Here is a 26,340-nt window from a genome sequence, read left to right on the forward strand (position 1 = left end):
AGAATTTGGCCTAGAACGATCCAGCCGTCCAAACAGGGAAGTCCAAAGAGCGTACCGACACTCGTCGAGCATCGCTTTCTCGGCATATTCGCTCTGTCACCTACACACAGAGGTACTGCCATGCGATCCGCAATGGCCGGCAGACCTCCGGTGCGCACGTGGCACGATTTTCACCGATTTGCGCGACACCGTCGACCGTCCGTTGCTGCCCGACCGGTGCCTGACGAGGTTGGATCCAGTCGACCCGGAGCGGACGATGAGCATTCCCCGCATCGGACATTCAAAAAGGCGACGTTGGCAACCTTGGACGGTTCGGTGAACCTCAAGTGATCAGCGACGGTCCTTCATCGCTTCTAAGTCTTGCTGGCCGAAAAAGCGAATCAATGGCATGAATCGAAAGAACACGGATACCATACGGGCCGGTCAGAACATGAACGATAGACGCTCTTCGCGCATTCCGGTCTGCAGGGTAGTTAAAGAGCGCAAATGTCGAGCAGGTAAATACCATGCCGTCGACTTGACGGTCATACCCCGTCACGGAGTTTGGGCATTTCCTTGAAATCGGCTGCGCGGATGTTAGGTAATAGCGGCTTTCATGGGACGTGGTTCGGACAAGTAGTCGTTCACCGGCATCCGTCAGCATCCACCCGGCAAAGACGAGATACGCGAAGACAAGGAATAGGACGGCGATCAATTGGCGGCTGCTAATCCGCCTGTTCGAACTTACTTGCTTTGCCGACATTCGAGTCAGCATACAGATCGCGGCAACAACTAGCGTGGCGACGCCAAACCCGAGCCACACAGGATCGAATCGGCCACGGAGCGCACCATTTGCGAAAGAATCAGAGACAGCACTGGACAGGACGAACGCAACAGGGAAAATCGAAATCAGGCCGAAGAACAGGATATACCCCATTACCGACCGGATTTTCATTTTCTATTTCTCCAAGGATCGTAAGCGTCGCAGCGTAGCATCTGCGACCGATGCTGACGGATTGTCAGCGATCCGAGCGCCAGTGTCGCGTGTCCGCAATTGGCTTAATCACGGATCCGGTCACGCAGAAGATCACACCCGAACCGAGTTCGTGAGAATAGCCAGAATCGTTATGCGAAACAATTGGACTGGCAGGATGTGCCATTGACGCATGTTGTTCCGATGGCCTAGTGGCAGCATGCGGCGACAGGAGCGGACACTCGACCTAAGAGCCTGAATCGTCGACAAACTTCGAGTTCGTGCACGTCGTGCGGCGTGCTTGCGATATAGGTACAGCGCCGTTCGCGCACGCCGTCCGGCGCGTACCGGTCGAAGAGGTCGGACATGCTGTTCGTGAAGGCGGGGCGACGTACACCTTGCGCTGCGGCTTTTCTGTCCCAGAGCAGCAGATCGTTCCAGTGCGATTCATCGAATTGGCGTTTGGCTGACCCATCGCCCCAGCCGTATCCAAACCTGCGTGCGAGGTTTTCCGCATAGCAGCCGTCGCAACCCGGGCTGACCTTGCTGCAGCCTCAGTGCGTGTTAAACGTGTGGTCGGTCCACTCAATGCCCGAGTATTCGCTCATATCGCTTCCGTTGTTAGGGAGGATCGACAATGGCCGGCTGTTCAGTCGCAACAGCGTCCACCAGGTTTCGTGCGCGCGCTTCGGCCGCCTTGAGGAGTCCAATCAGCCGAAGGTTATCGCCGCACTCGCTGTGGGCCAGATCCAGCGACAGGCCGCTGACCGGCGTGTCATCGCTGCATTGAAGGGCACATTTTTCCGCCGCGCTTCCAACTATCCAGAAATTCCACCGGCGAACGAAGTGCCACCAGGTCTTCGCACGGTCGAGCTCGTCCCATGTGGCGCTGAAGTCCAGCACAGAGCCGTGGCTGCTGAAGAAGATACAGCGAACACCGGTCGCACTCGTTGTGGCAACAACGACCTGTCTGCCCTGTGAGATCGAGCCGACCTCCTGGCCCGATGCGGCGAGCGCGGGAAACCGGCATTGCCATTCACCAGTGCGGGAAATTGCGCGATCCAGAAAAAGATTTTTGCCCTGCATGAGAACTCCAGATTTGAAGGGATATGCGGAAATCCGCACGTCGTGAGAACAGCTTGCCTGGTCTCTCGCGATGTCAAGAAAGGGTGCACGGTCAGCCGGTATCGACCGCGCGAACGATTGCCTATGCTGATCGAACACACGTTCCGCAGCGAGCTCACGACCATGTGGAAATGCATCCGGTGCCGCAGTTTGATTCCATTCGAGGCGGTCGAGCCAGGCATCGACAGCTTCGGCATTTACTTCATCTGTCCGGTATGCCGGCGACGCAACAAGCTGGTCAACGTCGGCAAGCGAGGGCGCATTGCGCTGATGCAGACGGGAACCTGATGGCGGCAATCAGAGAGTCCGGTTGCGGCTGACCGCCCACGTCGATAGCGAATACCGCGACAGGATCGATCCCAAAGTGCGGGTGCGTGATCGTCCTCGGAACATAGCCGCGCCACGGCACCAATAGCTGCCGTCGGAAATCGTCGGCGCGCGGATAGCCTCGCGTCATGAGCACGAAGTCGTAGTGTCGACCGACCAGGCGCTTACGCCAGTGGTCGGTCTCAAGCCGGAACTCCTCCGGCTTCCGGCCTGCACGGATTTCATCGAAGTAGAAGCCCTTCAGCGGTAGAAACAGGACGGCGGTGCTTACGTCTTCATCGATTGATTCACGCGCGCTGCGCGGTCGGCCCGGGTACATGGCTCTTCCTGTTTGATCGTGAAAGGTCCAAGGTTGCCTGACGGTACCGGAAGTCAAGCGCCGTCACACCGGGATCGGGCGACGTTCCTTGCGGACGGTCGGAAGCTGGACCGTACTGAGGGCTTCGCGGTCGACGTTCCATTCAACAGCCGGGATGCTCCGCGAGAGTCGCAGTTCGCGCTTCTGTTCCTTCCTCGCTTCGTAGGACGCGAGGCCATTCATCCCGTAGACCTCGATGTGCGTTGGCACGGCGGTGTCGCGCAGCACGAAATCTGGCAGCATGACGTCGTCTGTTGACATGCGCACCGGCTTGAGAAAGCTTCGATGTTCTGCAACCAGCCGATTTGCCATCGCCACCTCGTGGATCGAGTCGCAGGGTATATACGTCGCTGAGCAGAGCATTGCAGCCAGATCGATTAGCTTCAGATGACCCTTCGAGGTGCGTTCGACGAGAAGGAGGGCGACAACGCGAGCGGCACGATCTCCTCGAGCGGTCCAGGCGTGCCGGAAGGTTTTCGCCGCATGGTCGATGAGTGTGGAGCTGGCGTAGTATTTACGGGCGCTTTGTCTCAGGCTTAGTGCGTGGCCGTATTGCGTCGGAGTGACCTCGTTGATTTCGCCGATGACGAGACCCCGCTGGGTCGTGCCTTGCGCGTTGCTCACCAGTCTCGCGATAAAGGCATCAAATTCTGCATTGATCGCGACGCGGTCAGCTTCGTCGAAACGCCGCATGATGTGCAGGACGTTCTGCGCTTCAGCGCCGTTGATCAAGGCGGTGCCAACCTCAGCGAGTAGCAGCGCGTTGCACAGTCCCCAGTGGCGATTGGTGCTCAGGCCCGTCCACTGGTTGAGACCCGCTTCCGTCCAGAGCGCCTGAAGAAAGGCAAGGAGGGTGGCGGAACGGCGGCTGGTGCGGGTTGTTGACGGGGAGCCCACGCCGCGAGTACCCGGCGTCACGTCGCGCAGCGTAAGGGCAGCATCCAGCTTCACATTCAGCCCTGTGGGCGTTGCCACGATCGCGGCATTGCTGTCGCCTCCACCTGTGGCTCTCGAAGCATCCGGGTCTTTGTAGAACGGACAACTGCCGCGCTTATGACGATGACCGTCCTCTGGCCAACCCGCGAGATGAAGCAGGCTGCCATAACGCCTGATGACCAGTTTCAGCGGCGTCGTACCGGTCGTGCACAGGCAGAGCGCGAATCCCGGCGCCACCTTCGCACGCTCGAGGCGTTTGACATAGCGGGCGGGGTTTTCCTGCAAGTCTTCCAGCGGGAACGTGCTGTTATCGAATGAGACGAGGGACATGAGTTGTGCACCATAGAAAATGGCCGCGCACGGCGGCCATGAGTCGATGTATCGGGGACACGAGGGTCACCGGCTGGAGTTATGGAGAGAGGGCGTGTCGTCAGGTCCGACGTCCCGAAAATCCCGTGCATTCAGACAATGACCCCGATATCCGCGTCCGGTCCCCGCCAGAAAGAGCCGTCAAAGTCGTCAAGCACCACAACCGTCCCGGTTGAGCGATCGTGCAGGGTGACGAACCCTTCGCTGATTCTTGAGTCTCCCGCCTCGTAGCGCACACGGCGCTTCCATAGCGACGCCTCTCGGTGAGGTGGATGCTGCTTGTGGGGCATTGCGTGGGGCTCCGTGACATATGCCCGCGGCGGGTCTTTTCGAAAAGGTTGCTGCTTGCGTCAAGCGACAAAGATCAGGCGAAGGAATTACCCTTGCGACAGCTTATCGCCGTCGCAATACGTTTCCGTCGTGATCGTTGTCTTCTTGTCCGCGCCAAGCAAAACATCCCGCACATACGGGCGGCAGACTTTCCCATCGGGCATCTGAACGGACGAAAGTTCGACGCTTGCTCCGTTGGCCGAAAATGTGCTGACTGAGAGCAGCTTGCCTTGAGGGGCGCTCGCCTCGGCGTGAGCGACAACAGTAAAAGCGCTCAGCGCAATCAACAGAATTCTTTTCATCTCCTTGTCCTTGGTCGGGTTTGGTTGAGTCGGACGAGTCACGGGTGCCGCCGCCAGCGGTCAGGCGTAGCACTCTTCCATTTTTATTCCAGTCGAAACGGAATTTGGGTGCAAAAGAGGCATGATCAGGCGAGGCTTTCATCGACCGCTAAGACGAAGTCGCCAGCTTGTGTGGCGGTTGGGCACTTACTCCGCTGCGCGGGCCGGTTGCAGCGTCAGCGTGTACTGGTCCCGCAAAGGAACTGCTACCGAATCGCCAACCCGGACTTTCACGGTTTTACTGTCGCTCCAGCCGTGCGAGAGCGGTCGTTGTGTAGCGAAGCCCTCGTTCTCGATGGTCTGCATGCCGTCAAGCGTCTGGCGATTCACCCATGCGGTTAGCGAAACCGTGCCGGGCGTCGCATCGGCCAACGCTAACTGCAGCGTATTGCCAATGTCAGCGGTCGCCAACTGACACTTCGGCTCGTTGCTGATGACACCGGTGTCAGGACTGCACGACGCGACGTAACTCACGCGCACGTAGCTGGTGCTCATCTGTACCGGATTCCGTTTCGAAAGCGCAACGCGGCCGCTCTGGACGACATTGCCCGTTGCGTCGGCGAGCCGGTATTCGAGTGTGTAACCGCTGGGCAGAGCGTTGGCGGCAAACGCAGTTGTTGCCCCTGACAAAAGGGCTGGAGCGGCGAAGCAGACGAGCAGTTTCCTGAACATAACGATTCCTGGAAGAGGTAGTGTTAAAGGTAGTAACGCCCCACTGATTCTGTATCCAGTCAGTCGAAGTCAAGAGGGCGAAAGGGCCATGCTTTTGCGCGTCTTTCGCCGATTTTCGATCCCGGGGTTCTTTCGGTGCCGGCGAAAGCTATACGTTTTTGTGGAGCATTCCCGGTTAAGGCCGTCAACCGGTTGACGGAGCGTCGCTTTGCCTCCTATACGAGGCTCCCGGAAAGGAGCCCTTTGGCTCAGGAATCCGTCTCACTTGTCCACAGGGATTTGCACAGAAGATGTGGATAACTACGAAAGCGGCGGTCACGTGCGTGCGGTTGAAAGCTACGTCGTTTGTTCGTGCATACCTGGGCGCAAAGCCAGCCGCGCTCCGCTACGATTGCGCCATCTACCGCGTCAGTGACGCATCGACCGACGCCCGCGTTTTGCGGGCGTTTCCTTTTACCCCGACGGGTTCCATATCCGTCGGGATGTGCTCCCGTCGCAACACCCGGAAAGCACATGATCCGCCAACGCATCCTCCGTTTCGGTATGCAGATGTTCCATACGTACGGCCTGTCTCGCGATGAGCTGGTACGTGTCGTCAAAGCAAAGAAGCGCTATTCGGCGCACTACCGGGCGGCAGCTTTGCGCCACCTGGTTGCCGATGCACCGCTTTCTGTGACAGCTGGCCAGCCGTTTGCAGAGCGGCGACGTCGTGTACGCCGGCACTACGGCCTTTGACTGCTTAAGTATTCAATCTCCCACTGGGGCATGCCCCGTGGGGACATGCCTCTGTTTCTTCAGGAACTGGCATGTACAACCACTTTATCCAGACTTTCATTGATGCTCAGACTGCCGCTCACCGGCATTACAGTGCGATCGCCGAAACAGAGAAGCGGCTTTTCGGAAGCGGCGCGGTAGCGGCGGTTCGGCCGGCCGGCACCGCGCAGATCGTGGCGGAGTTGCGGCGCGTGTACGAAACGCTCGCGGACCGGATCATTACGAAAGCGCGCGTTGAGTTTCCCGCCGTTGATGGCCGTCCTCCGGTCGACCGCAAACGCTTGTTCCGCCTAGCGGCGTTTGATATCGAGCGCTCACTTCAGCAAGGGGTGGCGCCGGATTTTGATCGCCTGTGGCACGTGCTCGAAACGGAGCTGCGGGGCGTTGATGTGTTGGGGGGAGAGCGGTGATGGGGCGCCGCCAACGAATCGAACGCGCCGCAATGGGAGGGGATCCCCATAAGGCCGCGATCATCCGGGCAATGCGTGAGTTTTCTCACTCGCATGACCAGTACACCGTCTTCTCGGATTTTGTCGAGATCAGCGCGATCGCCATCAGTAGCAAGGTCGACCAGTCGCAGTTCGAGGCCCGCGAGAAGCGGTATCTGGACATTGTCGGAAAGTACAAGCCGGATGAGGTACAGCTATTTTGTGCCATGTTCGCCGAACTGCATATGTGCTACCGCGAGCGTGTCGATGCTCTTGGCGACCCAGGTGCGGCGTTAGTACGCGATGACAGTCTCGGCGACGTACTGGGCGAAATCTTCATGGCGCTCGAGTTGGGCAATGACCGCGCCGGCCAGTTTTTTACACCCTATAGCGTGTCGTTGCTGATGGCCATGATGACGGTCGGCGATGGTGCCGCGATCCGGGAAAAGGGCTTTATCACGCTTCAGGAGCCGGCATGCGGCTCTGCGGGCATGGTGGTGGCGACAGCACAGGCGATGCATTGTGCAGGGCTCAGTTATCCCGAAACCCTGCATGCGACGTGCGTCGATATCGATCAGCGTTGCGTTCACATGGCCTACGTACAGTTGTCGCTGTTGGGCGTACCTGCGGTGGTCGTACACGGCAATGCATTGTCGCTCGACGTTTGGGGGGTGTGGTACACACCAGCCCATGCGATCGTAGGCTGGGGCTCAAGGCTTCGTCACCGCCGTGCGGCAGATGCGATGACACAGTTGCTACGCGGTGATCGCGAGGATGGCGAAGGCAGCGGGCACCAGAGTTCCGGGCAGCCTGTTGAAGCGTCCTTGCAGCCGCCTGAAGCTGAGGCGATCGATTCCGCGCAAGCGGACATCGAAAGCGAGGTGGCGGTCGTTGATGATGTCGACAAGCAGAAGGCCGGATGCGAGGAGTCGCTCGCGGATCTGTTTGAACAGCTTTCCGCGGACGTGAAAGCGGAGACGATTTTCGACCGTGTCGGCCAGCTGGCGTTGTTCTGACGGAGTCTGTTGTCGTCGTGCGTCGTCAGGTGGCTGTTTCATTAATCCGCGCGGGATCGCTCCCGTACGGGTGCGCTCCTGCAATTTCTATTGAAGGTAAAGCACCATGTACACGGCACCCGTTGCACGCAACGACAGTTGCACAAACGGTGGTGGCAGGACCGGGCCGAACGTCCCGGCAGGTTTTCGCGAGGTCACGAAAGATGAATTCTTTGCTGCGCTCTACAGTGACCCGCGCGACATCATGCCCAGCAATGTCAATCCCAACTTCACGTCCTGGGAGACGAAAAGAAGGGAGGTATGGGGCTGGACTTACCCGGGATGGAAGAATCCACGGGAAGAAAAGATCTTCGCCCTGAAGCTCTGATGGTGTATTGACCTCCCGGCGACGGACCACCGACTCTTTGACAGACCCGGCTTTTTGCCGGGTTTTTTTTTGCCTTCAGAAAAGCGTACATGTTTTCCGTGGCTTTCTACCCGAGGGCAGGGGATCTATAAATGTATTGTGGCGATACCTACCGCGTCTCCGACGCATCGATCCGCCGGCACCCCCGGCAACACGCTGTCAAACCCCATCGGGAACCACTCCCGACCGGGGGCAGGTTCCCCTCTCTGGAGAACCTGCAATGCAACAACCTACTATTGCCCTGAAGCACATCAAAATCGGCCGCAATCCGCGGACTTACTTCGATCCAAAGAAGATGGCCGAACTCACCGAGTCAATCCGCGAGCGCGGCGTGGACACACCTGTCATCGTGCGGCCGTTGAATGACGTGGATTTCGAACTGATCGCCGGTGGTCGTCGCTATCGCGCTGCGATGGAGGCACACGGTGAGGAGTATCCGATGCCCGTGTCTGTTCGCGACGTAGACGACGCCGAAGCGCGAATCATTGCGCTGACGGAAAACTCGCAGCGTGATGATCTCTCTCCCTCGGAAGAGGCGATCGACGCGGCGGAAATGCTTGGCCTCCTGGGCGGCGATCGTGACGAAGTCGCGAAACGCCTCGGCTGGTCGCGCTCGACGCTCGATAGCCGTCTTGCGCTGATGAACTGCGCTCAAGTGGTTCTCGAAGCGCTGAACACGCGACAGATCACTCTTGGCGTAGCCGAGCTGCTGGCCGCGCTGTCGAAAGAGAATCAGGAGAAAGTCCTTCCTGTGATCGTCGCAGAAAAGCGGCCAGTGGCCGATGTCCGGAAACTGGTCGAGAGCGCGTCTTGCGCCCTTGCATCTGCGATATTCGACAAAGCGGACTGCGCGGGATGTCCTCACAACTCGTCGACGCAGGCACAGATGTTCGGCGAAGCCATTGGAACCGGCAACTGCACGAACCGTGTCTGTTTCACGGAAAAGACCGAGAAACAGCTTGAAACCGTCGCACAGCCGTTGCGCGATGAATTTCAGGTGGTGCGGATCGTCCGGGCGGGGGATAACAACACGCGCGTGCAGCTTGCCGTTGACGGGTCGAAGGGAGTGGGGCTGGAGCAGGCGAAAGCCTGTCACGGCTGTGCAAACTACGGCGCCGCGGTGAGCGCATTGCCGGATTCGCTGGGCAAGGTCTATCGCGGGCAATGCTTCGACACCGTCTGCAATATGAAGATGGTCGGCAAGCGCATCCAGGCTGAGAAGGCCGCCGCTCAACCTGAGAAGTCGGCGGCCGGGAAGGCGAAGGCGGCCGGGAAAGCTAGCAATGGCGCATCGGCAAGCACCTCGACATCGATCAGTGCATCCACCAGCACATCGACCAACCCGTCGGTCACGGTGATCGCTGAGTCCGAGAAGGTGAAGGCCTACCGCGTCAAGCTCTGGCGCAAGGCGCTGCGCGCGGATATCGGCGTAAATCACGAACTGGCAAGGCAGTATCTGATTGCCATCGTGCTGAGCGGCTACGCGCGGCAGATCGACGACGCGGTGTTTCGCAAGCTGTTTGCACGTATCGCCGAAACTGAGGCGCCGACAGGCAATCTGCCGAAGGCTGTCGAAGCGGTGCAGGCTGCCAGCGAAGTCGCGCAGGCGAACCTGATGATCGGGATGCTGTTTTCCGCGATCGACGGGCTTGAAGTCGCCAACCTGACGTCACTCTGCAAGACGCACCGTCTGGATCTGAAGAAGCACTGGAAGCTCGACAAGGAGTTTCTGGAGCTGATCACCAAGTCCGAGATGATGGTGCTGGCCGACGAGATTGGTATTCGTACCGCGCTCGGAGACAACTTCAAAAAGGTCTTCGGAAAATCGAAGCCTGAAGTTATCGAAGCGTTGCTCAACGTCGATGGCTTCGACTACGAAGGCAAGCTGCCGAAAGTCCTGAAGTTCTGATTTTCCCCGCGCGTACGCGCTCGACACTTTCCCCCCTCTATACGCCGCGCTCGCGCGGCATTCCCTATTTGTGGAGTTATTCATGTTTCAACAACTCGAAGCGCTGGTGCGAGCCAGCGGCAAGCTGCAGATTACACTGAAGATGGACAACGACCGGATGGCTGTGGTGATCGTTCCACAGGGCGACGGAAAGGAAGCTGCGTTGCGTCAGCCGCTCGTGCTGATTGCCACGCCGGCTGAACTGGATGACGGTTTCGCTGCGGCGGTTCTGTCGTACTCGTCGGTGCATGCCTCGCTTTCCGAGCAGGTCGCGGTCACTGCGGCGATCCTGCAGGAAGCGGAAAAGAGTCAGGCGTCGAAAGCGCAGAAGTCTCTTGCCAAGGCAGGCACGCCTTCGAAGAAAGCCGTCACGGTGGACGACGAAGGGGACAACGATGGTGACGGTAACAACAGCGATGAGAAGGGCGACAGCCCTGAAGCATCGCCGTCCCAATTGAACTCTGCTGCAGACCCGACACCGGGCAACGCTGCGGGAACCGATCTGTTCGCATTGCTCGGCGGAGAGTAAGCCATGTCCATCTCAATCGCCAAGCTGGTCCGCGAGTTCGCTTACAACGATGTCAAATTCGTTGATCCCGGTCCCACATTTTCTCCCGAAGAAGTGCGCGACCTGTATTCCGCCCAGTACCCGGAGTTGACGACGGCCGCAATCGAAGGTCCTGTCTACGACGCCGATATCGCCCGCTACACGTTCCGGCGTGCTGCGGGCGCGAAGGGTAGCGATGCGTAAGCGCGCACTGATGCAGAGCCTCGCTGAAGAAGCGTCGACCACTTCCAATGAACCGCCCGAAAGGGCGGCTTTTTTTCATGACAAGGAGATCGAGCAATGTTCTTCGATCCTCGGCAATCTGGTGAGGACGTCGCTATCAACGGGACGCTCTGGCAACCAGCGGGCAGTACCTCTTCCCGACGTCGACCTGCCCATGATTTTCTGAGTCTGCCCGATGTGTCGCGCGCAGTGCCGGCGAGACCTAAAGTCAGATATCAGGCGGATCGTGAGCTGGCGGCGCAGGCGCATCGTCACTTCGAGGCGGGCGTGCTGCGGGCATCGGACGTCAAGGACTATAGCGGTGCTGGAGACGCCGTGGCCCAGGCGCTGTTTGCCTGGGTGACCCGGCAATCCGGCTCGCTCAGACGGCTGTCTTTCAAGCCAGCGCTATTCGACGTCGAAGCCGTTCGCGAACAGACTACGTATCACGAAGGCGACACCGATTTCGATGCCTCGTCCGCACTGTATCTCGGGATCCAAACGCCGGAAGACTACATCTACGTGATGGAGGGCCGTGCGGCGCAGCTGCAGGCGGCACATCCGCGCCTGCTTGCGAGCGCACTGATCCTGATCAACCGCGCATCGTTCCGTACCTTGATCATGCGCACACCCGATGATTTCCTGGGGCTGTTCGCTCAGTGGCATTGGGATGGCGACCCGCACACTACCGACGAAGACGCGGCCGAATTGCTCGCCGACCGCTTTGGCGACGACGAGAACGAGATCGCGCACTTTCTTCCGTCCGTTGTCCGGGATGAACTCTGTCCCGACAGCATGGTGATCGGCCGGTTTGATCAGCGTCGCAACCGTTGGCGAACGTTCAACGCGCTCGGTATCCAGTCGCTTCGGCAACTGGCGTGGCGACAGACCGGCTGGATCCGGCAACTGTGTGCGGAACTGGAGGAGCTGACGCTGCTCCTTTCGCGCGCAGGTGAGAGTCAACTGTTCGACTGGGCGTTCCGGCCCGAAACGGTCTATGCGGCCACATCGATCGCTGCGTGCGAAAGCGGGCATGTGAATGATGTGCTCGATACGCATTACGACTACTTCAGCAACGGCGGCGATGGATCCCTCTTTCACGGATTCGTCGCGCTCGCCAATGATCCCGTCGCCATCCGCAAGCAGTACGCGGACTGGTCGCTCGGATTTTCCATTCTTCGTCAGGTTGATCGCGTTGCCGCGCTCATCTCGTACGATCCACAGGACCCTTCCCGATGAAAAATGTCCATCTTTCCACTGGTCGCTCGATGGAGCTGTCGGTGACCAGCGCAATTCTTCTTTATTCCCATACGGGCGGCAATCCGGTCTACGCGACGGTGCACCCGGTCACTCATCAGGGCAAGCGCCCGGTCATTGGCGCAGGCAGGCCCGTGAACCGGCAGGCTCTTTTCACGGCCATGGATTCGCTGGCTGAGCGGTGCGCGTTGAAGGGCCAGTTTTTGCCCGAAACGGTGTTGTCAGTTGATCAGACCTCGATCACCTGGTGGTGCCGGCCGGGCATGCGCCGAGTTTTCTTTCAATGCAAGGAGCTTGGCAACGTCAGCGCGGTTGTGCCGCATCCCGGGCTGATCTTCCAGGCACGTCAATCTGGCTTTTATGTCTTCGCGCTCGATGGCTGTACGCGTCCGACGCCTGACACGGCGGTTTTCGAGCCGCCGTACTTCAACACATGGGACCGGGGCAGCATCTGTATTGGTTCCGCTCAGGTACCCGATCGCATCGACGTCCAGTCGACAGCAGGCTGGGAGAAGGGCTTTTTCGAATCCGCGTTCACTCATCCGAATGCAGGAGGCAAGCGCGTTAATCACCCGCGAGGGGAATACGCGTTCTGGAAGGAGATGCTGGCCGGCCAGTACGGCGAGCTGTTCCCCCTGCAATGTCTCGTCCCTATGAATCTGACACTCGGCGATCTGATCGCGCGAGGCTCACGAGGTTAAACATGAATATTCTTGATCTGACGTTGCAGCGCTCGTTTCCGACCGTCATGGTCCCCCGGGCAGAACCCGTTGCGGCAATGGAGTCGGCCGGTGAGCGATTGCTCATTGCCGAAAACGGCGTATTTCTTGAAATCCGCCGCAGCTGGATCAGTCTGGTGCGGCGTATCGCCCAGTTCGATGTCCAGACGCCTGTGCCGTATGGGCGCGCTGCCGAATCGACAGCGGTGTGCTTCGGCAGTATTCCGGCCGAGCTTGTCGGCCAGTTTTCAGCGATGGCGCGCAAGGCCGTTCCCAACGAAACCGGAGCATGGATCGTCTGGAGCGCGTCGACACGCGCATTCAGGCTCGTCCCGGTGCTTATCATTTCCCACGATGCAGGTTCGCTGAAGTATGAGCGGCCTTCACTGTCGGGCGACGAGGTCCTTGTCGTTGACTGCCATTCACATGGCCGGCATCCAGCGTACTTCTCGGCGACGGACAACGAGGACGACCGGCACGACGTGAAAATGGCGCTCGTGATCGGCAACTGTGACAGGCCGCAGCCGAGTATCGCGGCGCGCTTGTGTGCAAAGGGCATCTTCGAAGAGTCCGCGCGTGTCCCGTCGGCCTGGTATCAGGCCGTCCGGGAATCGGAGGCAGCATGACGGAAATCACGGTTCATCAGATTCCGTCACATATGCCAGAACGCCCATGGCGCGTTGTCGTTGTCGGTGCGGGGGGAACCGGTAGTGCTGTTCTCCCGTGCCTTGCGCGCCTGCACCACGCGATGGTGGAGCTGGGTCACCCCGGTGGCATCGATTGCACGGTGTTCGATGATGATGTGGTCAGCCCCACCAATGTCGGACGGCAGGGCTTTTATCCGAACGACGTCGGCAACTATAAGGCATCGCTCATCGTCAACCGGTTGAACATGCTCATGGGTACGAACTGGCGCGCTGTCACCCAACGTCTGACCGGGCGAACAGCGATGTTCAACGTGGATCTGGTCATCGGCTGCGTGGATACGAGGTCCGCACGCAAGACTATCCTGGAGGCGATCGAAGGAACCACGACTTACTATCTCGATTGCGGTAACGACACCGACCGGGGGCAGGTGATCCTCGGGCAGATGATGCCCAAGGTTGCCCGCCAGAAGTACCCGCATCGTTTGCCGCACGTCGGTGAGCTGTTCCCCGACCTCGTCGATCCGTCTCTGGACGCGGCAGACGAGGCGCCGTCCTGTTCCATGGCCGACGCACTGCGCAAGCAGTCTCTGGTCATCAACTCGGCCATCGCGGTACAGGCGTTCAATCTGCTATGGACCCTGTACCGCACCGGCTCGCTCTCGTACTCGGGCGTGTTCGTGAACCTCAACACGGGGCGCACGAATCCTATCCCGATCAACGCAGCGACCTGGGCCCGTTTCGGATACAAAGCGCCACTGCCGAAGTTGAAGAAGGCTCGAAAGAGTCGGAAAGCCCAGGCGGCAGCGTGAATGTGGCACTCTGCTGTATCCAGTGCCATCGAGCGTGAATCAACTTCAAACGAGCGCCGCTTCCTTCGGGAAAGCGGCGCTTTTTTTTCGTCGTCCGCGGGGATCGGCGAAAGGTGGTCTCATTTCTTGAGGTTTCCGTCGTGGGCATGACAGGTGCTTTCGTAGACTGTCCCTATTCCCCGCGCTTTAGCGCATCGAACGAGCACTCAGGTTATACCTGAGTGCTCATACCTTGGACCGGCGAACGCCGGTCATCCACGACAGGCTTGCGCCTGTCTATCACCCAGTTGGGAGCCAATCCCAACGGGACCAGGCTCCCTTTTTTTTGGAGCCACACCATGCCGCAAGAAATCATCAAGTCCGCAGACCTCCTCAAATCCCTGGCAATCGCCAGCGATCCCGACAAGGTCCCGGAAATGTGGGGCTTTTGCGTCAACGATCGTGTTTCCGCACAAGCCGTTGCAACTTTGCCTGTCAGCACGTTTGGTGGCTCCATTCTGTGTTTGTGGAGCGACGGAACGGCAACAGTGAAGTTTGACCATCAAATCCCGTTTGACGCCGAGCGTGAACTGGTCCATTGCGGTCGTGTCGATTTGCATTACCTCACCCGCATTTCGTCGTAACCGCGTCTGTTCAAGGCTTCAGGTGTAACCCACCTGAAGCACTCATCCTATTTTGTTGGGAGCCAATCCCAACGGGAACCGGCTCCCGCTTTTCGAGGAGCTGTCCCATGTCGAATCTCAATCAGACGCCCGCGGCCGTTTCGGTCAAGTTTTCCCTGATCGTTGCTGCTGTTCTCGTCCTTATCGGGTGTGCACTGGTCGTTTTTGGCTGCGCTTCTGAAGCGCACTACCAACTTGACCTGCTGCGTGCCTCTGGTGCTGGAGCCGTCGACGCGTATCTGTCGCAGGTCACTTCGCATCAGTTGTCTTTCGCTGCGTTCATGGTCGAGTCCGTCACCGGACACTGCTATGCCCGTGGCGCGTTCCTGCAGGGCGTTGGATTCTGGTTTGTCTTCGTTCTCGCCCCCGCCACGATTGTGCTGCAAAGCGCACTGCGTCGGTTTGTGGTGCGTGATCAAGGCGCAAACCGACCCCAGCGTCTCATTGCTGCTCACTGATTAAAAATTTCTTTCCCGTCAGGGCAACCTCCCTGACGGGATGGTTGCCCCTTTCTCGTTGAGGCAATCAAATGTTCAAGATCATCGTCAGTCTCGTTCTCGCATCCATGTTGTCGGCTTGCGCTGGTGTCGACTTCGGTTCTCCGAACACGTATCAACGCTACGACGTTCAGCGTGCGGGCACGGTTGAAGAAGGCACCGTCATCCGCACTCGCGCAATCACGATCGAAGCCAGCCAGGATAACTCGGGGCTGACTTCGCTGATCAGCGCGGGCGTAGGTGCCTTCCTCGGCAGCCGCACGATCGGTAACGGTTCTGGCCGCTACATCGCTGGCGCGCTGTCTGGCGCCGCGACAGGCTTCGTCACCCAGAAGGTCTCGCAGGTCCTGTCGCAGCACTCCGGCCTCGAGATCATTGTGCGTCGAAGCTCGGGCGGCAATGTGGTCATCGCTCAACCTGATGACCAGCAGTTTGCACCGGGCGAGCACGTGCTTCTCGTCTCGACCAATTCGGGTCTGCGCGTCACGCACTGACCTGTACTAACGCCGGCAATTCCGGCCCATTCCTTCATCGCGAGGCGTCCCGTAGAGGACGCCTCGCTTTTTTTATTTCCGAGGTATTCATGCTCAAGGTTCCGAAGGTGTTCTATGCCGACCGCCGTAGTGCAGGCGTGGCAGCGGATGCCGCTATTACCGATCAGGCGACGCGCATGTTGCGTCGTGTGGCGCGCGACCTCCGTCTTCGCAACGGTGAACACGAGATCGTCGCAGAGCCTGCACGTCGTGGGCGTGGTTGCCGCGTGACGCTGCGCACACCGGCGGTCATGCTCGAAGTGGCGGATTCTCCTTGCCGTCAATCAGTCGTTGTCTCGTTTCGTACCCGCCGCGGCCGCGCTGACCTGTCAGGAGGCGCGGACAATGCGGTCCAACTCGACCAGTTGTCTACCCGGGACGGCTACGAAAGCCTGCTCGGCGGCTTGCGGCTTGCCGCAGGTCTCGACGCCCAGTGTCGTTAGGGGATGTCGTGGAAATTATCGAAGTGTCCGTCGAATACCCGTCTGGCCTTGTCATTACTGATCGCGCAACCCTTATCACGGGCCTCGATCAGGTCTGCATTTCTGAGCGCCTTGGGTCGATCATCCGTGAATTTTCTACATCGGAAGCGCCCCCGGTCTATGCGGGGCGCGCAGCGGGGCGGTCAGTAACGCTTCACGCGAATCCGGACGGAACCCTGAAATTCGAAGGGGAGTGGGTCGATGTCGCAGAAAATGACCAGGGCGGTCTGTGGTCCAGGCTCGGGGCGATGATCAATGCACCGACCAGGGACCAGCGACAGCAGTTTGGCCGCTTCATGCATACGTTGTCGGCTGCGTCGCTGATTGGCGCGATCGGCTTCTGGCACTCAACGACATCCTGGACGACAGGTAACATCCTTAGCGAGGCCAATCTGATTCTGGCCTTTGTGTTAACCTTCTACGTAGGCATGGTATCCATGAACGGAGAATGAGCATGGGCTTCAGTTTCTTCGCCTTAGGCATGGCGATCGCCCTGTCCGCCCTTGGACTGGTGATGGATCGCAACGGCCGCAAAGCCGACCGCGCACGACGCGGGCTTTCGTAATACACGACCTGAACGCCGATCCACGGATCGGCTCCCTCATGCTAAGCCGCACCTTCGGGTGCGGCTTTTGCGTTTCTGGAGCCTCCCTTGTCCCAAACCCTTGATTTGCCCGTCGCCTTGGCGGCTGCGCCGTTCGATCCTGACGGCAAGACCGTATCCGCAGTGGTCGACCATGTATCACGCGTTCTTGCCAAAACGGAAAACGAACCGGAGTGGGTGACGCATGCAAATTTTATCGATGCCGACTGCCCCGACGAGTTCGGCCTCGGGCCTTCCGCTCCGTGGCCGGTCACCGGGCCGACGAGTCGGATCAGTCTGTCGGTCGGGCGCGCTAATTCTGAAGGCTGGATCATCAGCGTCGACCTGATCGAGATGACGAGAAGCGAACAGGCGAAATCGTGGAAGTGGATCCCACTGCTGCGCATCAAGACGCTTTCGCGGTCGCAGGCGTGGTCCGTGGCAGCGATCGTTTCGCGGATGCTCGACATCGACTGACAACGCACCTTTTTAATCCCTCGCGGGGTCAACGACCCGCATGGGGAGTTGGCCCCGTTTTCTTTTGCGGAGACAACTTTCCATGTACACCCTCTCAATCCCGGGCGAGATTTTTACTGTGGCTACCCTTGCTGGCGTAGTCGGTCTTTTTTCAAACGAGCACGTGAAGTCAACCGAAACCGCGTTGATCGGGCTGTCAGGCGGCGAAATTGACGCGCAAGTCACGCGCTACAACGGCAGGCTCGCCATTCGCTGTACGGGCAACGCGGCTGAAATTGTCGGGGTGCTGTTCGATCAGGTCCGTACCTTCTGGACCGGGGAATACGGTTCCGATCCTCGACCCTGGCAGATCCGCCCGGCACATTGGGACGAGCTGTTCGGCCTCTTCGATCTCGCTCGCGCACCTGAGCGATTTCTGTCCAGTAGCCAGATCGAGGCCGAGAGGACGGCAGCGCGAAACGCTCGCCGGTTCTTCGACCTCTCATCGTTGTTCGATCACGCCGCTGCTGAGCGCTTCGGCTTTGGGGCCGGCGGGCCGCCAGCGATCGGGGGTGGGGCGAACGGCAGGCACGAGGTGCACGTTGCATACGCACTGCTGCGCAACGAACCAGTGCCTGAGACCGTCCTCGACGACTATCGCGCGATGGACCGGGCGTTTCGTTACGATCTGGAGTGGGCAATGCCGTTGCTCAACGTGCCCGAACTGCGCGGGCGCCTGCCAGCAGAAAAACAACGATGGGTCGCCTCCGTGATGCGCGGGGCGAAGCAGGCGATCACGGCTGAGAACGTTGACGCCATCGTGGCTGCCCTCGGCAACGTGCCGAACCAGTGCGACTTCGTCGACGTGGACGACGCGCTATTTGCTGCGGGTGTCCTGTCCGTCGAGCCGCTGCCCGCAATGTTCAGCGAGTCGGTTGCGTTGGGCACGCCGGTGAATGCATTCGCCGCGCGCTTACGCCAGATTCTCGCGGACTCGAAGCGCGACCGATCGCTGGATCATGCCGACCTGGAGCGCACACAGGGTCGAACGACAGCGCGTCGTCACAAGCTGGAGCGCGAGATGGCGGTGCTTTCGCACGGTCGTGAGACCTTCGAATGGGCAAACCGCGTCGCCACGGCGATTGACAGGCGCGAACTCGCGTTGTTGCTGGAGGTGCTCGACACGCCTGACGATCGTAACCGTAGCAGCAAGCGCGCGGTCGACGAGCACTACGGCGTGAAGCTGCGCGGCATCAGGGCGCAGGATCGCCGCCGGGCGATTTTTGCGTTGTGCGGAATGGACGTCTCAGCGCAAGGCGTATGGGAAGCGGCCGAGTCAGAGCGTAAGGCCGCAGCACGAAAGGCAGCGGACGAGCAGTACGCAAAGCAGGCCGCCCAGCGGGCGCAGTACCAACGTCCGGATGGTGTCGTCATTGATGGCGCGCAACATGTTGAGGACGCGATCGCTTCCGGCTTTCGCGAAATTCGCGACTGGCGAAAGGGTGCGATCAAACAGTACGCCCTGGTCAATGCCGAGCTCGGTAAGGCTAGGACGCTGCGCGCAAAGGATGGCACGCTGGAATACGCGCGCGCCATGATCGAGCGGCTTGCAGCCTGAGGAGTACGGCCATGCGTTTTGATCGTTACCCCCGTGCTGAGGGCTATCGCTGGACGTCGCGGATGGAAACACTTCACATGCGCCGTCACGAGCGGGCTGCAGAAAAAATCGCCCACGCCTACCCGCTATTCGCTGACCAGCTTGCGGCTCCGGCTGTGCTGTCGGTCGACGAAGAGAAGGAGCGTAGGGAAAGGATGTTCGAGCGCAGCGAGCAACGTATGCGCGACCTGATCGCGCGCCAGTGGCGCGACGCGCGGCGGGAGTACTTTGCCTGTCCCGTCGAGGTGCGCGAGCAGATCACGGCTGAATGGAAGTGTTGGCGCGGTCCGGCCAACACGGTCTGTTTCTCGTACGTCATCGAAAAGCACAACGGCGTCGCCGAGGAGAAGTCGCGAGCTTTCCGTGAGCGCGAGCGCGCGATGATCGCGCGGATTGACGCAGTGCGGTCCGCGCAATCTTCCCTGTCTTTATGCTGACTGTTTTTCTTTCAACCAACCGGCGCGCTGCGCCGGTTTTTTTTCTTCCTGCAGAAAGAAGTGCGCTTGCCGCCCGGCGTAAGCAGGGTGGTTTTCTGCAGCATACCGGCGGCCAGGATTTTGATGGCTGCATAAACTGTCTGAATCACCCGCGTCCCTGACGCATCGAACCGCCGGTCAGCCGGCAACACTTCCGCCCCAGGGGACCACGTCCTTGACGGGCACTTTCCGGGGCTACTTTTAACCTGAGGGCCCCATGAACCAGCACACCTCTGTCCCCGCAGTTCAGCATGTTTCGATCGCGCAGATCGAAGCGGCTATCAACGTCTGGCGCAACCGGCAGCCCGGTGCGTCCGATGACGACGTTCTCGTGCTGTGCGCAGAAGCGCGCAGTCTCGCGAACCTCTATGGTCACATGATCTTCACCCGCGCAGACCGCGTCGACGTGACCGCGCTTTCTGACACACAACTGGCCGCGCTGCGCGCAGCGATCGGCTAACGATTTCCCGCGCCCCCGGGCGCAACGACACGCCGCATCGCGGCACCTCAACCTTTCCCACAGGGACACGTCCCTGTGGGGTCGTTCCTTGTGGGTTTTCCTTGACGAGAACTCTCATGAACGCATCTGTACGAACCTCTGCGCCTGCCGGCGCCAACCAGGCACCTGCCAACCAGGTGACTGCGAGCGAACTGACCGAACTGCTCCTGGCCTACGTACCGGCACGGCTGCCGGTGCTGATCACGGGTCGTTTCGGCATCGGCAAGAGCGATATCGTGGATCAGGTCGCACGGGATACTAGCCATGGTCTACTTATCAGCCATCCGGTTGTCGAAGACCCGACCGACTCCAAGGGACTGCCTTTTCCATCCGCCGACGGTCTCACGGCGCATCACCTGCCGTTCGGGGACCTTGAGACAGCGGTGAACAGCACGAGGCCCCTGATCTGGTTTCTTGACGATCTGGGGCAGGCGTCGCCCGCAGTTCAGGCGGCCAAGATGCAGTTGCTGCTCGCGCGACGTGTCGGCAGTCACGTGCTGCCCGATCACGTCACTTTTATCGCGGCGACCAACCGTCGCAATGACAACGCAGGCGTGACCGGGATTCTCGATCCGTTGATCTCACGCTTCGCAACGGTCGTACAACTGGTGCCGACTATTCAGGACTGGTCAGCCTGGGCAGTGCGTCATAACGTACCCGCCGAGCTGATCGCATTCCTGCGGTTCCGCCCGGACCTGCTGTCGGTCCAGAAGACAAACCGCGACATCGAAAACTCGCCAAGCCCACGTAGCTGGGGCTTTGTCGGGAAGACGATGCCGGTTGTTCCGAAAGCATTGGAACTGACGTCATACGCGGGATCGGTCGGGGAGGCTGCTGCAACCGAGCTGCTCGCCTTCCTCAGTATCTACCGCGAGTTGCCGTCCCCGGACGCAATCCTTCTGTCGCCTGACACGGCGCTGATCCCCGAGACGCCAGCTGCGCTGTATGCGGTTTCGACTGCGCTGGCTGCGCATGCGACCGAAGGCAACTTCGATCGTGTGCTGACCTACAACGACCGGTTGATCAACGCAGGGCACCGGGAGTTCGGCGCGCTTCTCGCGCGCGATGCGGTCCGCCGCACGCCGACGCTGCAGAACACGCACGCATTCATCCGTGCGCAGGCGGGTCCTCTCGGAGAAATCATCCGCGGCTAGTCAGCCACTCTTCACTGTTCCATTCGTTGTTCTTTTCGCCACGGCCCGCTAGCGCGCGCCGTGGCTTTTTTGTTTCTGCCTGATCCATTCCCTATTTTTTTGGAGTTATCCATGAACATCACCAATATCAAGTCCAAAGTCATGCTCGCGTCGGTCACGATCTCCACCTGGCAGGCGCGCTGCTATGACGGGAAGGCAACTGAGGAAGTCGAGAAGTCGCACGAGGCAAAAGGCATTGGCCGCTTCAACAAGCGTTTGATGCCCGAACATGCGCCGAGCTACCGGGAGGTTGTCTCGATCGGCAACCGCATCCGCGCGTATTACTACGACCACTCGTTGAAGTACGACCAGCTCGGCGTGCGCCTGCTGCCGACGATGATCTACATGGACTTCGCCGATCAGATGCGCAGGCTGAAGGACGAGTTCGATCTCGCCGTGTCGGTTTTCCTGACTGACTATCTTGACCTGAAGGAGAAAGCTCGCGCGGAACTGAACGGCCTGTTCAACGAGGCCGACTATCCGAGCCTTGCGCAGCTGCACGGCAAGTTCGGCATCCGGATGGCGGTTCTGCCGTTTCCTGATGCCACGCAATTCGGTATCGACCTCCCCGAAGATGTTCTGGCCGGTTTGCGGACCGAAATCGACCAGCACGTCCTGGCGTCGATTTCCACGGCGAACAACGATCTGGTTGGCCGTCTCTATGAGGCAACGTCGAAGCTGGCCGACCGGCTGTACTCGGAAGGCAATGTGCGGCTTGATGTGACCAATCAGGTGCGCGAGTTGTGTGCGCTGCTGCCGAAGCTGAATTTCAGCAACGACCCGAAGCTCACGCATATCCTGGAGCAGGCGAACCGGCACCTCGCTGTTCACACCGGTGCGGATTTGAAGGAGTCGCGTGTGTTGCGCTCGCAGGTCGCAGCGAAAGCCCAGGAAATCGAAGGGCTGATGGCTGCGTTCATGGGCAGCACGCCGGAGCCGATGATTGATCAGGTGCCGGCCGTGCAGGAAGAGACGCCGCTTCTGCGACTCGTCGCGTGAGGTGGCCATGGACCCGCGTATCTCCAAGCAGCGCACCGCGCTCGTACTGGATCAGCCATTCTTTGGCGCGCTCGCGCTGCGCCTGAAGGTGGTCGAGGATCCGTCCTGCAAGACATTCTGGACGGACTCGGTATCGATCGGCTACAACCCTGCATACCTCGCGAGCCTGAACGACCTGGAAACGCGCGGCACCGTTGCTCGAGCGGTTTTGCATGTGGCGAACGGTCATTGCTGGCGGCAGGGTGATCGCGACCCTTCGCTGTGGTCTGAAGCGTGTGGATACGCAATCAGTCCCATCATTGTCGATGCTGGCATGGTTCTACCGAAGGGCGTTCTGATGGATGCGCGTTTTCGGGGCAAGTCGGCCGAAGAAATCTGCGGCGTCCTTGCGCAGGAGAAACGGCACCGGGAGAAGCAGCAGGGCAAAGGGCAGAAGCAGGGCGGGAACCCAGGTGGAGAGTCTGGCCAGCAGCCGGACAATCCGCCTAGGGATAACCGCTCCTCGCAATCGCCGAGCGGCGCGAACACGCCGACCGGAAATTCCGATGCCAGCGGTACTCCCGAAGCTACTCCCTGCGTCGAGGTTCGACAGTATGTGTCTGATGATCGCGCGAAGCAGGAGGCGGAATGGAAGGTTGCCGTGCATCAGGCTGCGAAAGCGGCCCAGATGCGCGGTGGCTTGCCCGGCGGCCTGCAGGGAATGATCGCTCAGGCGGTTGAGCCTGCTGTCGACTGGCGACCGATCCTGCATCGTTTCGCGCAGGATTCGTCGCCGACCGACTACAGCTTCGCCATGCCAAACCGCCGCTATCTGCATATGCGCCTCTACCTGCCGTCGCTGCATGAACCAGCGGTGGGCGACGCGGTATTCGTTCGCGACACCAGTGGCTCGGTTTGGGACGAGACGCAGGCGCAGTTCGCGGCGGAGATTCTGGCGGTGAATGACGCGGTACGGCCGCGCCGGCTCATCGTGGTTGATTGCGATACGCGTGTCACGCAGGTGCAGGTGTTCGAGCGCGGCGACGCGGTCGAACTGCTGCCGGGGCGTGGTGGTGGTGCTACGTCGTTCGTCGATCCGTTCAGGTGGCTCGCGGCCGAAGGCATTCATCCTGCGTTCCTGGCCTATCTCACCGACATGGACGGGAGTTTTCCCAGCGAGGAACCCGCCTATCCCGTGTTGTGGGCGTCGACGACCCCACTGAAGCGTGCGAGGCAGGCACCGTTCGGGGAGATGGTTGAAGTGATTTGCTAGCGGGCTGTATGTTGCCCATCTTTCTGACCCAGACCCGGCTATTGCAGCCGGGTCTTTTTTTGGGGCCCACGAATTTTGCGGTAGGCGCGTTCAGCAGGTGGCGCGGGTCGAATTAGCCGACCGTTTCGCTCTCGGTGGCATCCGTCGCATATCGACCCGTTACGGTCAGACAGCTTGCTCCAAACCGGTCGTCAGCCAGATCTAGGCTTCGCAAACTGGAATGCCACTAAGCGGCCGTTGGCGACCTCACCCAACCGGCCAGAAACGGCCTCTCGGAAACCTCGCCCGCAAGCAGACACTCGTCCACCCAGGATCATACGCGCATGACAATTTTTCCAAAATGCTGACCGCTTCGCAGGTACGCATATGCGCTGACCGCATCTTCAAAATCAAACAACCGATCAACTACGGGAACCAGACGCTGCTCGTTGATGAAGGTATTCATCGCAGTGAAGTGCGACGTTGATCCAACGGTGATGCCCAGGATGTCCGCATTCATACTTTGTAGTCTCGCAAGATTCGGGGTAGGTCCGAACCCGGTCAGTACTCCGATTTGTGCGATCTTGCCACTGGCCGCCACCGCTCTTAAAGAGCGCTCAAACGTCTCCGGGCCGCCGAGTTCTAGAATGTGACTCACCCCTTGGCCGTCTGTCTCCGCTATCACTGCCTTGTCCCACTCCGGCGTGGTCTTGTAGTTGATCAATACAGAAGCGCCAAGACTTGCTGCGCGTTCCAGTTTCTCATCTGAAGACGACAACACAATAACCCGCGCGCCTTTCGCCACTGCGAATTGAAGAGCAAATAGCGCAACGCCGCCGGTCCCCTGTACCAGTACCGTGCTAGTGGCACCCACCTGACCCCGCGCGATCAGTCCCTGCCACGCTGTAACAGCCGCACACGGTAACGCTGCAGCCTGCTCCATAGTAAGGTGCTCCGGTATCGCAACAAGAGCGCTTTCTGGCAAAACAACGCTTTCAGCAAGAACGCCGTCAGTCACACTGCCACCCAAGGCTGACTTCAGATATTCGCCCTTGAATGGACCGTCGAGCCAGTCGCGAAAAAAGGAAGCGGCGACCCTGTCTCCAACTTTCCACCTGATGACCTTATCGCCGATTGCTGAAACTTGCCCAGCGGCATCCGAAAGTGGAATACGCCCGTCGTAGTCGCCGTTGGCAGCATTATCGAGCACGATCAAATCACGATAATTCAGGCTGACAGCCTTAACCCGGATGCGCACCTCGAAAGGGCCGGGAACCGGGGTAGCGTCTTCCGTGACAACCGGGACTACGGTATCGCTGCGTCGCAGTAAGCGATAGCTACGCATCTATTTCTCCTCGATGAGAACGCCATTTATCATTCGCAGGTTAAACTCTGACAGCGCTGTTAACGTCAAGGGGAAATCGTGAAAATCGGTGAGTTGTCACGCCACAGCGGCGTGAGCGTGCGAATGTTGCGTTACTACGAATCAGAGGGGGTGCTTACCCCCGCACGAACCAGTGCCGGTTACCGTGAATTCGATGCGGTAGCTGTAGAAACACTGAAACGTATCCAGATGTTGACCTCAGCAGGGCTGAAGCTCGAAACCATTCGCCAGCTGCTTCCGTGCGTGCGCAGCACTGAGCCGACGTTTGAACCGTGTAGCGAAATGCGGGCAATCCTGCGACAACAGATTGAGTTGTTGGATTCCCGCATGGCAACGCTGTCGAACAGCAGGCAGATTCTTTCCCGCTTTCTATTTGACGCAGCAAATGATCCGGGTAAGAGCCAGAAAGTTCGGCAATGATGAAATCGCTTGCGGACTAGCTAATCGAGCAGATATGCAGCTCGCCTTTGAATGTCCGCTTCTTCAATTGTGACAGACCGCTCGGGGTCGATGACGGTCCGCTGCGCGTCGGGCACAAGTCGGCCACTTGGGGACGTTGGCCGACGACCGTCGATAGACTCCCGAAAGTCTCCTACGCTCGCGCAACAGACCTTGGAGGTCAGCACGCGCCAAGTGCGACACGGAACGTCGAAAAGGCACTTTAGCGCGTGGAGTAAAGCCGTTGATGCGAACCGGAGCAGTGCCAGCGGACTTCCACTGAACACGAGACTACGGGGATGTGCCGCACCGGCATGTGTGTCACTGCGATGTCGCCCTAGCGCGTGACAAACACCGTGGTCTCGGATTCATACGCGATCCGCACGTGACTATGGCGCGTGAGCGACTGCATCACTTTCACGAGTTCAGGGCGGCTGACCCGGACCGAATGCGCGCTACCAAGGAGCAGGCTCTAACCTCGGAAGGAATTTATATATGCCATCTGCATAGTTAGACAGAAGTAGGCGAGCCATCGTGCGACAGGATGCGGCCACAAGGATCCAGTGGACGGAAGTCTCGAAAGCGGACGATCAACAACGGCTATGTAGCTGTGCGATATTCGGGTCACTGACACGTGAATGAGAGGCAACCGTAGCAAGAATGACCTGCAATTCCGCTGGTTTTGCGAAGTGATGGTCAAAACCGGACAGGAGGGATTCAGCTCTTTCGGACGGCGACGACAATCCGGACACCGCCACAAGCAGTGGCGCGGAGCGGCGCCTGAGACGCCTGATTTCTCTGGCCACCGTCCGACCGTCGAGTTTAGGCATCTGAATGTCGAGAATGACAAGCGCCGGAAGCCACCGGCAATACTCGGTCAAAGCACCCTCTCCGTCTTGAGTGGCCCGAACCTCGTAGCCGTGCAGCTGGAAATACTGGACGTATGCGGCGAGCAAGTTGGGGTCATCATCTGCGACAAGTAAGTGGTGAGTGCGGATGGGGAGCATGTCGGTTCTCCTGACGGTCCTGTTTTGACGCAAATGGCGGGCCCGGCGGGATCTGGCGAT

General features: G+C 59.5%; 33 protein-coding genes and 1 pseudogene. 25 read left to right on the forward strand and 9 right to left on the reverse strand.

What is annotated here, in order from left to right; all coding sequences use genetic code 11:
• Nucleotides 1-322: 322 nt before the first annotated feature.
• The 3 genes and pseudogenes from BLS41_RS36550 to BLS41_RS36560 form a co-directional block, all read right to left on the reverse strand.
• The gene (locus BLS41_RS36550; RefSeq protein WP_074774111.1) at nt 323-934 is read right to left on the reverse strand and encodes a hypothetical protein; all 612 of its coding nucleotides are present in this window, start codon (nt 932-934) and stop codon (nt 323-325) included.
• Nucleotides 935-1,161: 227 nt separating this feature from the next.
• Nucleotides 1,162-1,494, reverse strand: a pseudogene (locus tag BLS41_RS40245) (DUF5131 family protein); the annotation flags it as partial.
• Between the two features lie 79 nt (nt 1,495-1,573).
• On the reverse strand, nt 1,574-2,038 hold the full coding sequence (locus tag BLS41_RS36560) for a hypothetical protein (RefSeq protein ID WP_074774115.1): 465 nt from the start codon (nt 2,036-2,038) through the stop codon (nt 1,574-1,576).
• Nucleotides 2,039-2,161: 123 nt separating this feature from the next.
• Here BLS41_RS36560 and BLS41_RS36565 point away from each other — a divergent pair, with 123 nt between their 5' ends.
• On the forward strand, nt 2,162-2,365 hold the full coding sequence (locus BLS41_RS36565; RefSeq protein ID WP_074774119.1) for a hypothetical protein: 204 nt from the start codon (nt 2,162-2,164) through the stop codon (nt 2,363-2,365).
• 421 nt (nt 2,366-2,786) lie between these two features.
• Here the strand turns inward: BLS41_RS36565 and BLS41_RS36575 are convergent, their stop codons facing one another.
• The 3 genes from BLS41_RS36575 to BLS41_RS36590 form a co-directional block, all read right to left on the reverse strand.
• Nucleotides 2,787-4,028: a DUF1173 family protein gene (locus tag BLS41_RS36575; protein ID WP_074774124.1), complete on the reverse strand. Its 1,242-nt coding sequence runs from the start codon at nt 4,026-4,028 to the stop codon at nt 2,787-2,789.
• Nucleotides 4,029-4,444: 416 nt separating this feature from the next.
• Nucleotides 4,445-4,699, reverse strand: coding sequence for a hypothetical protein (locus BLS41_RS36585; RefSeq protein WP_171910397.1), 255 nt, complete (start codon nt 4,697-4,699; stop codon nt 4,445-4,447).
• Between the two features lie 186 nt (nt 4,700-4,885).
• Nucleotides 4,886-5,410, reverse strand: a complete 525-nt coding sequence (locus BLS41_RS36590) for a hypothetical protein (protein ID WP_074774135.1) — start codon at nt 5,408-5,410, stop codon at nt 4,886-4,888.
• Nucleotides 5,411-5,923: 513 nt separating this feature from the next.
• Between BLS41_RS36590 and BLS41_RS36595 the strand changes: the two genes are divergently transcribed.
• The 19 genes from BLS41_RS36595 (at nt 5,924) to BLS41_RS36680 (ending at nt 19,490) form a co-directional block, all read left to right on the forward strand.
• Nucleotides 5,924-6,145: a hypothetical protein gene (locus BLS41_RS36595; protein WP_074774138.1), complete on the forward strand. Its 222-nt coding sequence runs from the start codon at nt 5,924-5,926 to the stop codon at nt 6,143-6,145.
• Between the two features lie 71 nt (nt 6,146-6,216).
• Entirely contained in the window at nt 6,217-6,594 is a 378-nt protein-coding gene (locus BLS41_RS36600) for a hypothetical protein (RefSeq protein WP_074774141.1), read from the forward strand.
• 32 nt (nt 6,595-6,626) lie between these two features.
• Nucleotides 6,627-7,628, forward strand: coding sequence for an N-6 DNA methylase (locus BLS41_RS36605; RefSeq protein ID WP_253189927.1), 1,002 nt, complete (start codon nt 6,627-6,629; stop codon nt 7,626-7,628).
• Nucleotides 7,629-7,734: 106 nt separating this feature from the next.
• On the forward strand, nt 7,735-7,995 hold the full coding sequence (locus BLS41_RS38800) for a hypothetical protein (RefSeq protein ID WP_143026499.1): 261 nt from the start codon (nt 7,735-7,737) through the stop codon (nt 7,993-7,995).
• Nucleotides 7,996-8,254: 259 nt separating this feature from the next.
• The gene (locus BLS41_RS36610; protein ID WP_074774149.1) at nt 8,255-9,943 is read left to right on the forward strand and encodes a PRTRC system ParB family protein; all 1,689 of its coding nucleotides are present in this window, start codon (nt 8,255-8,257) and stop codon (nt 9,941-9,943) included.
• An 82-nt stretch (nt 9,944-10,025) separates the two neighbouring features.
• Complete coding sequence (locus tag BLS41_RS36615; RefSeq protein ID WP_074774153.1) at nt 10,026-10,511, forward strand: PRTRC system protein E; 486 nt, start codon at nt 10,026-10,028, stop codon at nt 10,509-10,511.
• 3 nt (nt 10,512-10,514) lie between these two features.
• A complete protein-coding gene (locus tag BLS41_RS36620) occupies nt 10,515-10,733 on the forward strand; it encodes a PRTRC system protein C (RefSeq protein ID WP_074774158.1) in 219 nt (72 codons plus the stop codon).
• Nucleotides 10,734-10,829: 96 nt separating this feature from the next.
• Nucleotides 10,830-11,990 (forward strand): PRTRC system protein F, encoded by a 1,161-nt coding sequence (locus tag BLS41_RS36625; RefSeq protein ID WP_074774161.1) that lies wholly within the window; start codon nt 10,830-10,832, stop codon nt 11,988-11,990.
• On the forward strand, nt 11,987-12,709 hold the full coding sequence (locus tag BLS41_RS36630) for a PRTRC system protein B (protein ID WP_074774164.1): 723 nt from the start codon (nt 11,987-11,989) through the stop codon (nt 12,707-12,709). Before BLS41_RS36625 ends, BLS41_RS36630 begins: the two co-directional genes overlap by 4 nt.
• A gap of 2 nt (nt 12,710-12,711) precedes the next feature.
• On the forward strand, nt 12,712-13,353 hold the full coding sequence (locus BLS41_RS36635) for a PRTRC system protein A (protein ID WP_074774167.1): 642 nt from the start codon (nt 12,712-12,714) through the stop codon (nt 13,351-13,353).
• Entirely contained in the window at nt 13,350-14,183 is an 834-nt protein-coding gene (locus tag BLS41_RS36640; protein WP_074774171.1) for a PRTRC system ThiF family protein, read from the forward strand. Before BLS41_RS36635 ends, BLS41_RS36640 begins: the two co-directional genes overlap by 4 nt.
• Nucleotides 14,184-14,521: 338 nt before the next feature.
• Nucleotides 14,522-14,806: a hypothetical protein gene (locus tag BLS41_RS36645; protein ID WP_074774177.1), complete on the forward strand. Its 285-nt coding sequence runs from the start codon at nt 14,522-14,524 to the stop codon at nt 14,804-14,806.
• 107 nt (nt 14,807-14,913) lie between these two features.
• Complete coding sequence (locus tag BLS41_RS36650) at nt 14,914-15,303, forward strand: hypothetical protein (protein WP_074774179.1); 390 nt, start codon at nt 14,914-14,916, stop codon at nt 15,301-15,303.
• Nucleotides 15,304-15,374: 71 nt separating this feature from the next.
• Nucleotides 15,375-15,836, forward strand: coding sequence for an outer membrane lipoprotein (locus BLS41_RS36655; protein WP_074774184.1), 462 nt, complete (start codon nt 15,375-15,377; stop codon nt 15,834-15,836).
• 89 nt (nt 15,837-15,925) lie between these two features.
• Complete coding sequence (locus BLS41_RS36660) at nt 15,926-16,318, forward strand: hypothetical protein (protein ID WP_074774188.1); 393 nt, start codon at nt 15,926-15,928, stop codon at nt 16,316-16,318.
• Nucleotides 16,319-16,326: 8 nt separating this feature from the next.
• Nucleotides 16,327-16,809 carry a hypothetical protein gene (locus BLS41_RS36665; RefSeq protein WP_074774920.1) on the forward strand — a complete coding sequence of 161 codons (483 nt, stop codon included), beginning with the start codon at nt 16,327-16,329 and terminating at the stop codon, nt 16,807-16,809.
• 200 nt (nt 16,810-17,009) lie between these two features.
• On the forward strand, nt 17,010-17,417 hold the full coding sequence (locus BLS41_RS36670) for a hypothetical protein (protein ID WP_074774193.1): 408 nt from the start codon (nt 17,010-17,012) through the stop codon (nt 17,415-17,417).
• 82 nt (nt 17,418-17,499) lie between these two features.
• Nucleotides 17,500-19,014: a hypothetical protein gene (locus tag BLS41_RS36675; protein ID WP_074774197.1), complete on the forward strand. Its 1,515-nt coding sequence runs from the start codon at nt 17,500-17,502 to the stop codon at nt 19,012-19,014.
• 11 nt (nt 19,015-19,025) lie between these two features.
• Nucleotides 19,026-19,490, forward strand: coding sequence for a hypothetical protein (locus tag BLS41_RS36680; protein WP_074774200.1), 465 nt, complete (start codon nt 19,026-19,028; stop codon nt 19,488-19,490).
• Between the two features lie 11 nt (nt 19,491-19,501).
• Here the strand turns inward: BLS41_RS36680 and BLS41_RS39320 are convergent, their stop codons facing one another.
• Nucleotides 19,502-19,639: a hypothetical protein gene (locus tag BLS41_RS39320; RefSeq protein WP_171910398.1), complete on the reverse strand. Its 138-nt coding sequence runs from the start codon at nt 19,637-19,639 to the stop codon at nt 19,502-19,504.
• A gap of 107 nt (nt 19,640-19,746) precedes the next feature.
• Between BLS41_RS39320 and BLS41_RS36685 the strand changes: the two genes are divergently transcribed.
• The 4 genes from BLS41_RS36685 (at nt 19,747) to BLS41_RS36700 (ending at nt 23,472) form a co-directional block, all read left to right on the forward strand.
• Entirely contained in the window at nt 19,747-19,989 is a 243-nt protein-coding gene (locus BLS41_RS36685; protein ID WP_074774203.1) for a DUF3717 domain-containing protein, read from the forward strand.
• A 116-nt stretch (nt 19,990-20,105) separates the two neighbouring features.
• Nucleotides 20,106-21,182, forward strand: coding sequence for an ATP-binding protein (locus BLS41_RS36690; RefSeq protein WP_074774206.1), 1,077 nt, complete (start codon nt 20,106-20,108; stop codon nt 21,180-21,182).
• A gap of 111 nt (nt 21,183-21,293) precedes the next feature.
• Nucleotides 21,294-22,220, forward strand: a complete 927-nt coding sequence (locus BLS41_RS36695) for a hypothetical protein (protein ID WP_074774209.1) — start codon at nt 21,294-21,296, stop codon at nt 22,218-22,220.
• A 7-nt stretch (nt 22,221-22,227) separates the two neighbouring features.
• A complete protein-coding gene (locus BLS41_RS36700; RefSeq protein ID WP_074774212.1) occupies nt 22,228-23,472 on the forward strand; it encodes a vWA domain-containing protein in 1,245 nt (414 codons plus the stop codon).
• A 313-nt stretch (nt 23,473-23,785) separates the two neighbouring features.
• Here the strand turns inward: BLS41_RS36700 and BLS41_RS36705 are convergent, their stop codons facing one another.
• Nucleotides 23,786-24,796 (reverse strand): zinc-dependent alcohol dehydrogenase family protein, encoded by a 1,011-nt coding sequence (locus BLS41_RS36705; protein ID WP_074774215.1) that lies wholly within the window; start codon nt 24,794-24,796, stop codon nt 23,786-23,788.
• A gap of 78 nt (nt 24,797-24,874) precedes the next feature.
• Between BLS41_RS36705 and BLS41_RS36710 the strand changes: the two genes are divergently transcribed.
• The gene (locus BLS41_RS36710) at nt 24,875-25,255 is read left to right on the forward strand and encodes a MerR family transcriptional regulator (protein WP_074774218.1); all 381 of its coding nucleotides are present in this window, start codon (nt 24,875-24,877) and stop codon (nt 25,253-25,255) included.
• 608 nt (nt 25,256-25,863) lie between these two features.
• Here the strand turns inward: BLS41_RS36710 and BLS41_RS36715 are convergent.
• Entirely contained in the window at nt 25,864-26,280 is a 417-nt protein-coding gene (locus BLS41_RS36715; protein WP_074774221.1) for a response regulator, read from the reverse strand.
• Nucleotides 26,281-26,340 lie beyond the last annotated feature (60 nt).

Source organism: Paraburkholderia fungorum (genome assembly GCF_900099835.1).
Taxonomy (GTDB): domain Bacteria; phylum Pseudomonadota; class Gammaproteobacteria; order Burkholderiales; family Burkholderiaceae; genus Paraburkholderia; species Paraburkholderia fungorum_A.

Bases quoted from the DNA above. Each gene is read 5' to 3' on its own strand.
- BLS41_RS36660 (WP_074774188.1), top strand. From the start codon at position 15,926: ATGCTCAAGGTTCCGAAGGTGTTCTATGCCGACCGCCGTAGTGCAGGC.
- BLS41_RS36655 (WP_074774184.1), top strand. From the start codon at position 15,375: ATGTTCAAGATCATCGTCAGTCTCGTTCTCGCATCCATGTTGTCGGCT.
- BLS41_RS36705 (WP_074774215.1), bottom strand. From the start codon at position 24,796: ATGCGTAGCTATCGCTTACTGCGACGCAGCGATACCGTAGTCCCGGTT.
- BLS41_RS36560 (WP_074774115.1), bottom strand. From the start codon at position 2,038: ATGCAGGGCAAAAATCTTTTTCTGGATCGCGCAATTTCCCGCACTGGT.
- BLS41_RS36605 (WP_253189927.1), top strand. From the start codon at position 6,627: ATGGGAGGGGATCCCCATAAGGCCGCGATCATCCGGGCAATGCGTGAG.
- BLS41_RS36690 (WP_074774206.1), top strand. From the start codon at position 20,106: ATGAACGCATCTGTACGAACCTCTGCGCCTGCCGGCGCCAACCAGGCA.
- BLS41_RS36640 (WP_074774171.1), top strand. From the start codon at position 13,350: ATGACGGAAATCACGGTTCATCAGATTCCGTCACATATGCCAGAACGC.
- BLS41_RS36645 (WP_074774177.1), top strand. From the start codon at position 14,522: ATGCCGCAAGAAATCATCAAGTCCGCAGACCTCCTCAAATCCCTGGCA.
- BLS41_RS36700 (WP_074774212.1), top strand. From the start codon at position 22,228: ATGGACCCGCGTATCTCCAAGCAGCGCACCGCGCTCGTACTGGATCAG.
- BLS41_RS36575 (WP_074774124.1), bottom strand. From the start codon at position 4,028: ATGTCCCTCGTCTCATTCGATAACAGCACGTTCCCGCTGGAAGACTTG.
- BLS41_RS36610 (WP_074774149.1), top strand. From the start codon at position 8,255: ATGCAACAACCTACTATTGCCCTGAAGCACATCAAAATCGGCCGCAAT.
- BLS41_RS36675 (WP_074774197.1), top strand. From the start codon at position 17,500: ATGTACACCCTCTCAATCCCGGGCGAGATTTTTACTGTGGCTACCCTT.
- BLS41_RS36680 (WP_074774200.1), top strand. From the start codon at position 19,026: ATGCGTTTTGATCGTTACCCCCGTGCTGAGGGCTATCGCTGGACGTCG.
- BLS41_RS36585 (WP_171910397.1), bottom strand. From the start codon at position 4,699: ATGAAAAGAATTCTGTTGATTGCGCTGAGCGCTTTTACTGTTGTCGCT.
- BLS41_RS36600 (WP_074774141.1), top strand. From the start codon at position 6,217: ATGTACAACCACTTTATCCAGACTTTCATTGATGCTCAGACTGCCGCT.
- BLS41_RS36650 (WP_074774179.1), top strand. From the start codon at position 14,914: ATGTCGAATCTCAATCAGACGCCCGCGGCCGTTTCGGTCAAGTTTTCC.
- BLS41_RS36715 (WP_074774221.1), bottom strand. From the start codon at position 26,280: ATGCTCCCCATCCGCACTCACCACTTACTTGTCGCAGATGATGACCCC.
- BLS41_RS36685 (WP_074774203.1), top strand. From the start codon at position 19,747: ATGAACCAGCACACCTCTGTCCCCGCAGTTCAGCATGTTTCGATCGCG.
- BLS41_RS36615 (WP_074774153.1), top strand. From the start codon at position 10,026: ATGTTTCAACAACTCGAAGCGCTGGTGCGAGCCAGCGGCAAGCTGCAG.
- BLS41_RS36565 (WP_074774119.1), top strand. From the start codon at position 2,162: ATGCTGATCGAACACACGTTCCGCAGCGAGCTCACGACCATGTGGAAA.
- BLS41_RS36595 (WP_074774138.1), top strand. From the start codon at position 5,924: ATGATCCGCCAACGCATCCTCCGTTTCGGTATGCAGATGTTCCATACG.
- BLS41_RS38800 (WP_143026499.1), top strand. From the start codon at position 7,735: ATGTACACGGCACCCGTTGCACGCAACGACAGTTGCACAAACGGTGGT.
- BLS41_RS36625 (WP_074774161.1), top strand. From the start codon at position 10,830: ATGTTCTTCGATCCTCGGCAATCTGGTGAGGACGTCGCTATCAACGGG.
- BLS41_RS36635 (WP_074774167.1), top strand. From the start codon at position 12,712: ATGAATATTCTTGATCTGACGTTGCAGCGCTCGTTTCCGACCGTCATG.
- BLS41_RS36550 (WP_074774111.1), bottom strand. From the start codon at position 934: ATGAAAATCCGGTCGGTAATGGGGTATATCCTGTTCTTCGGCCTGATT.
- BLS41_RS36695 (WP_074774209.1), top strand. From the start codon at position 21,294: ATGAACATCACCAATATCAAGTCCAAAGTCATGCTCGCGTCGGTCACG.
- BLS41_RS36620 (WP_074774158.1), top strand. From the start codon at position 10,515: ATGTCCATCTCAATCGCCAAGCTGGTCCGCGAGTTCGCTTACAACGAT.
- BLS41_RS36590 (WP_074774135.1), bottom strand. From the start codon at position 5,410: ATGTTCAGGAAACTGCTCGTCTGCTTCGCCGCTCCAGCCCTTTTGTCA.
- BLS41_RS36630 (WP_074774164.1), top strand. From the start codon at position 11,987: ATGAAAAATGTCCATCTTTCCACTGGTCGCTCGATGGAGCTGTCGGTG.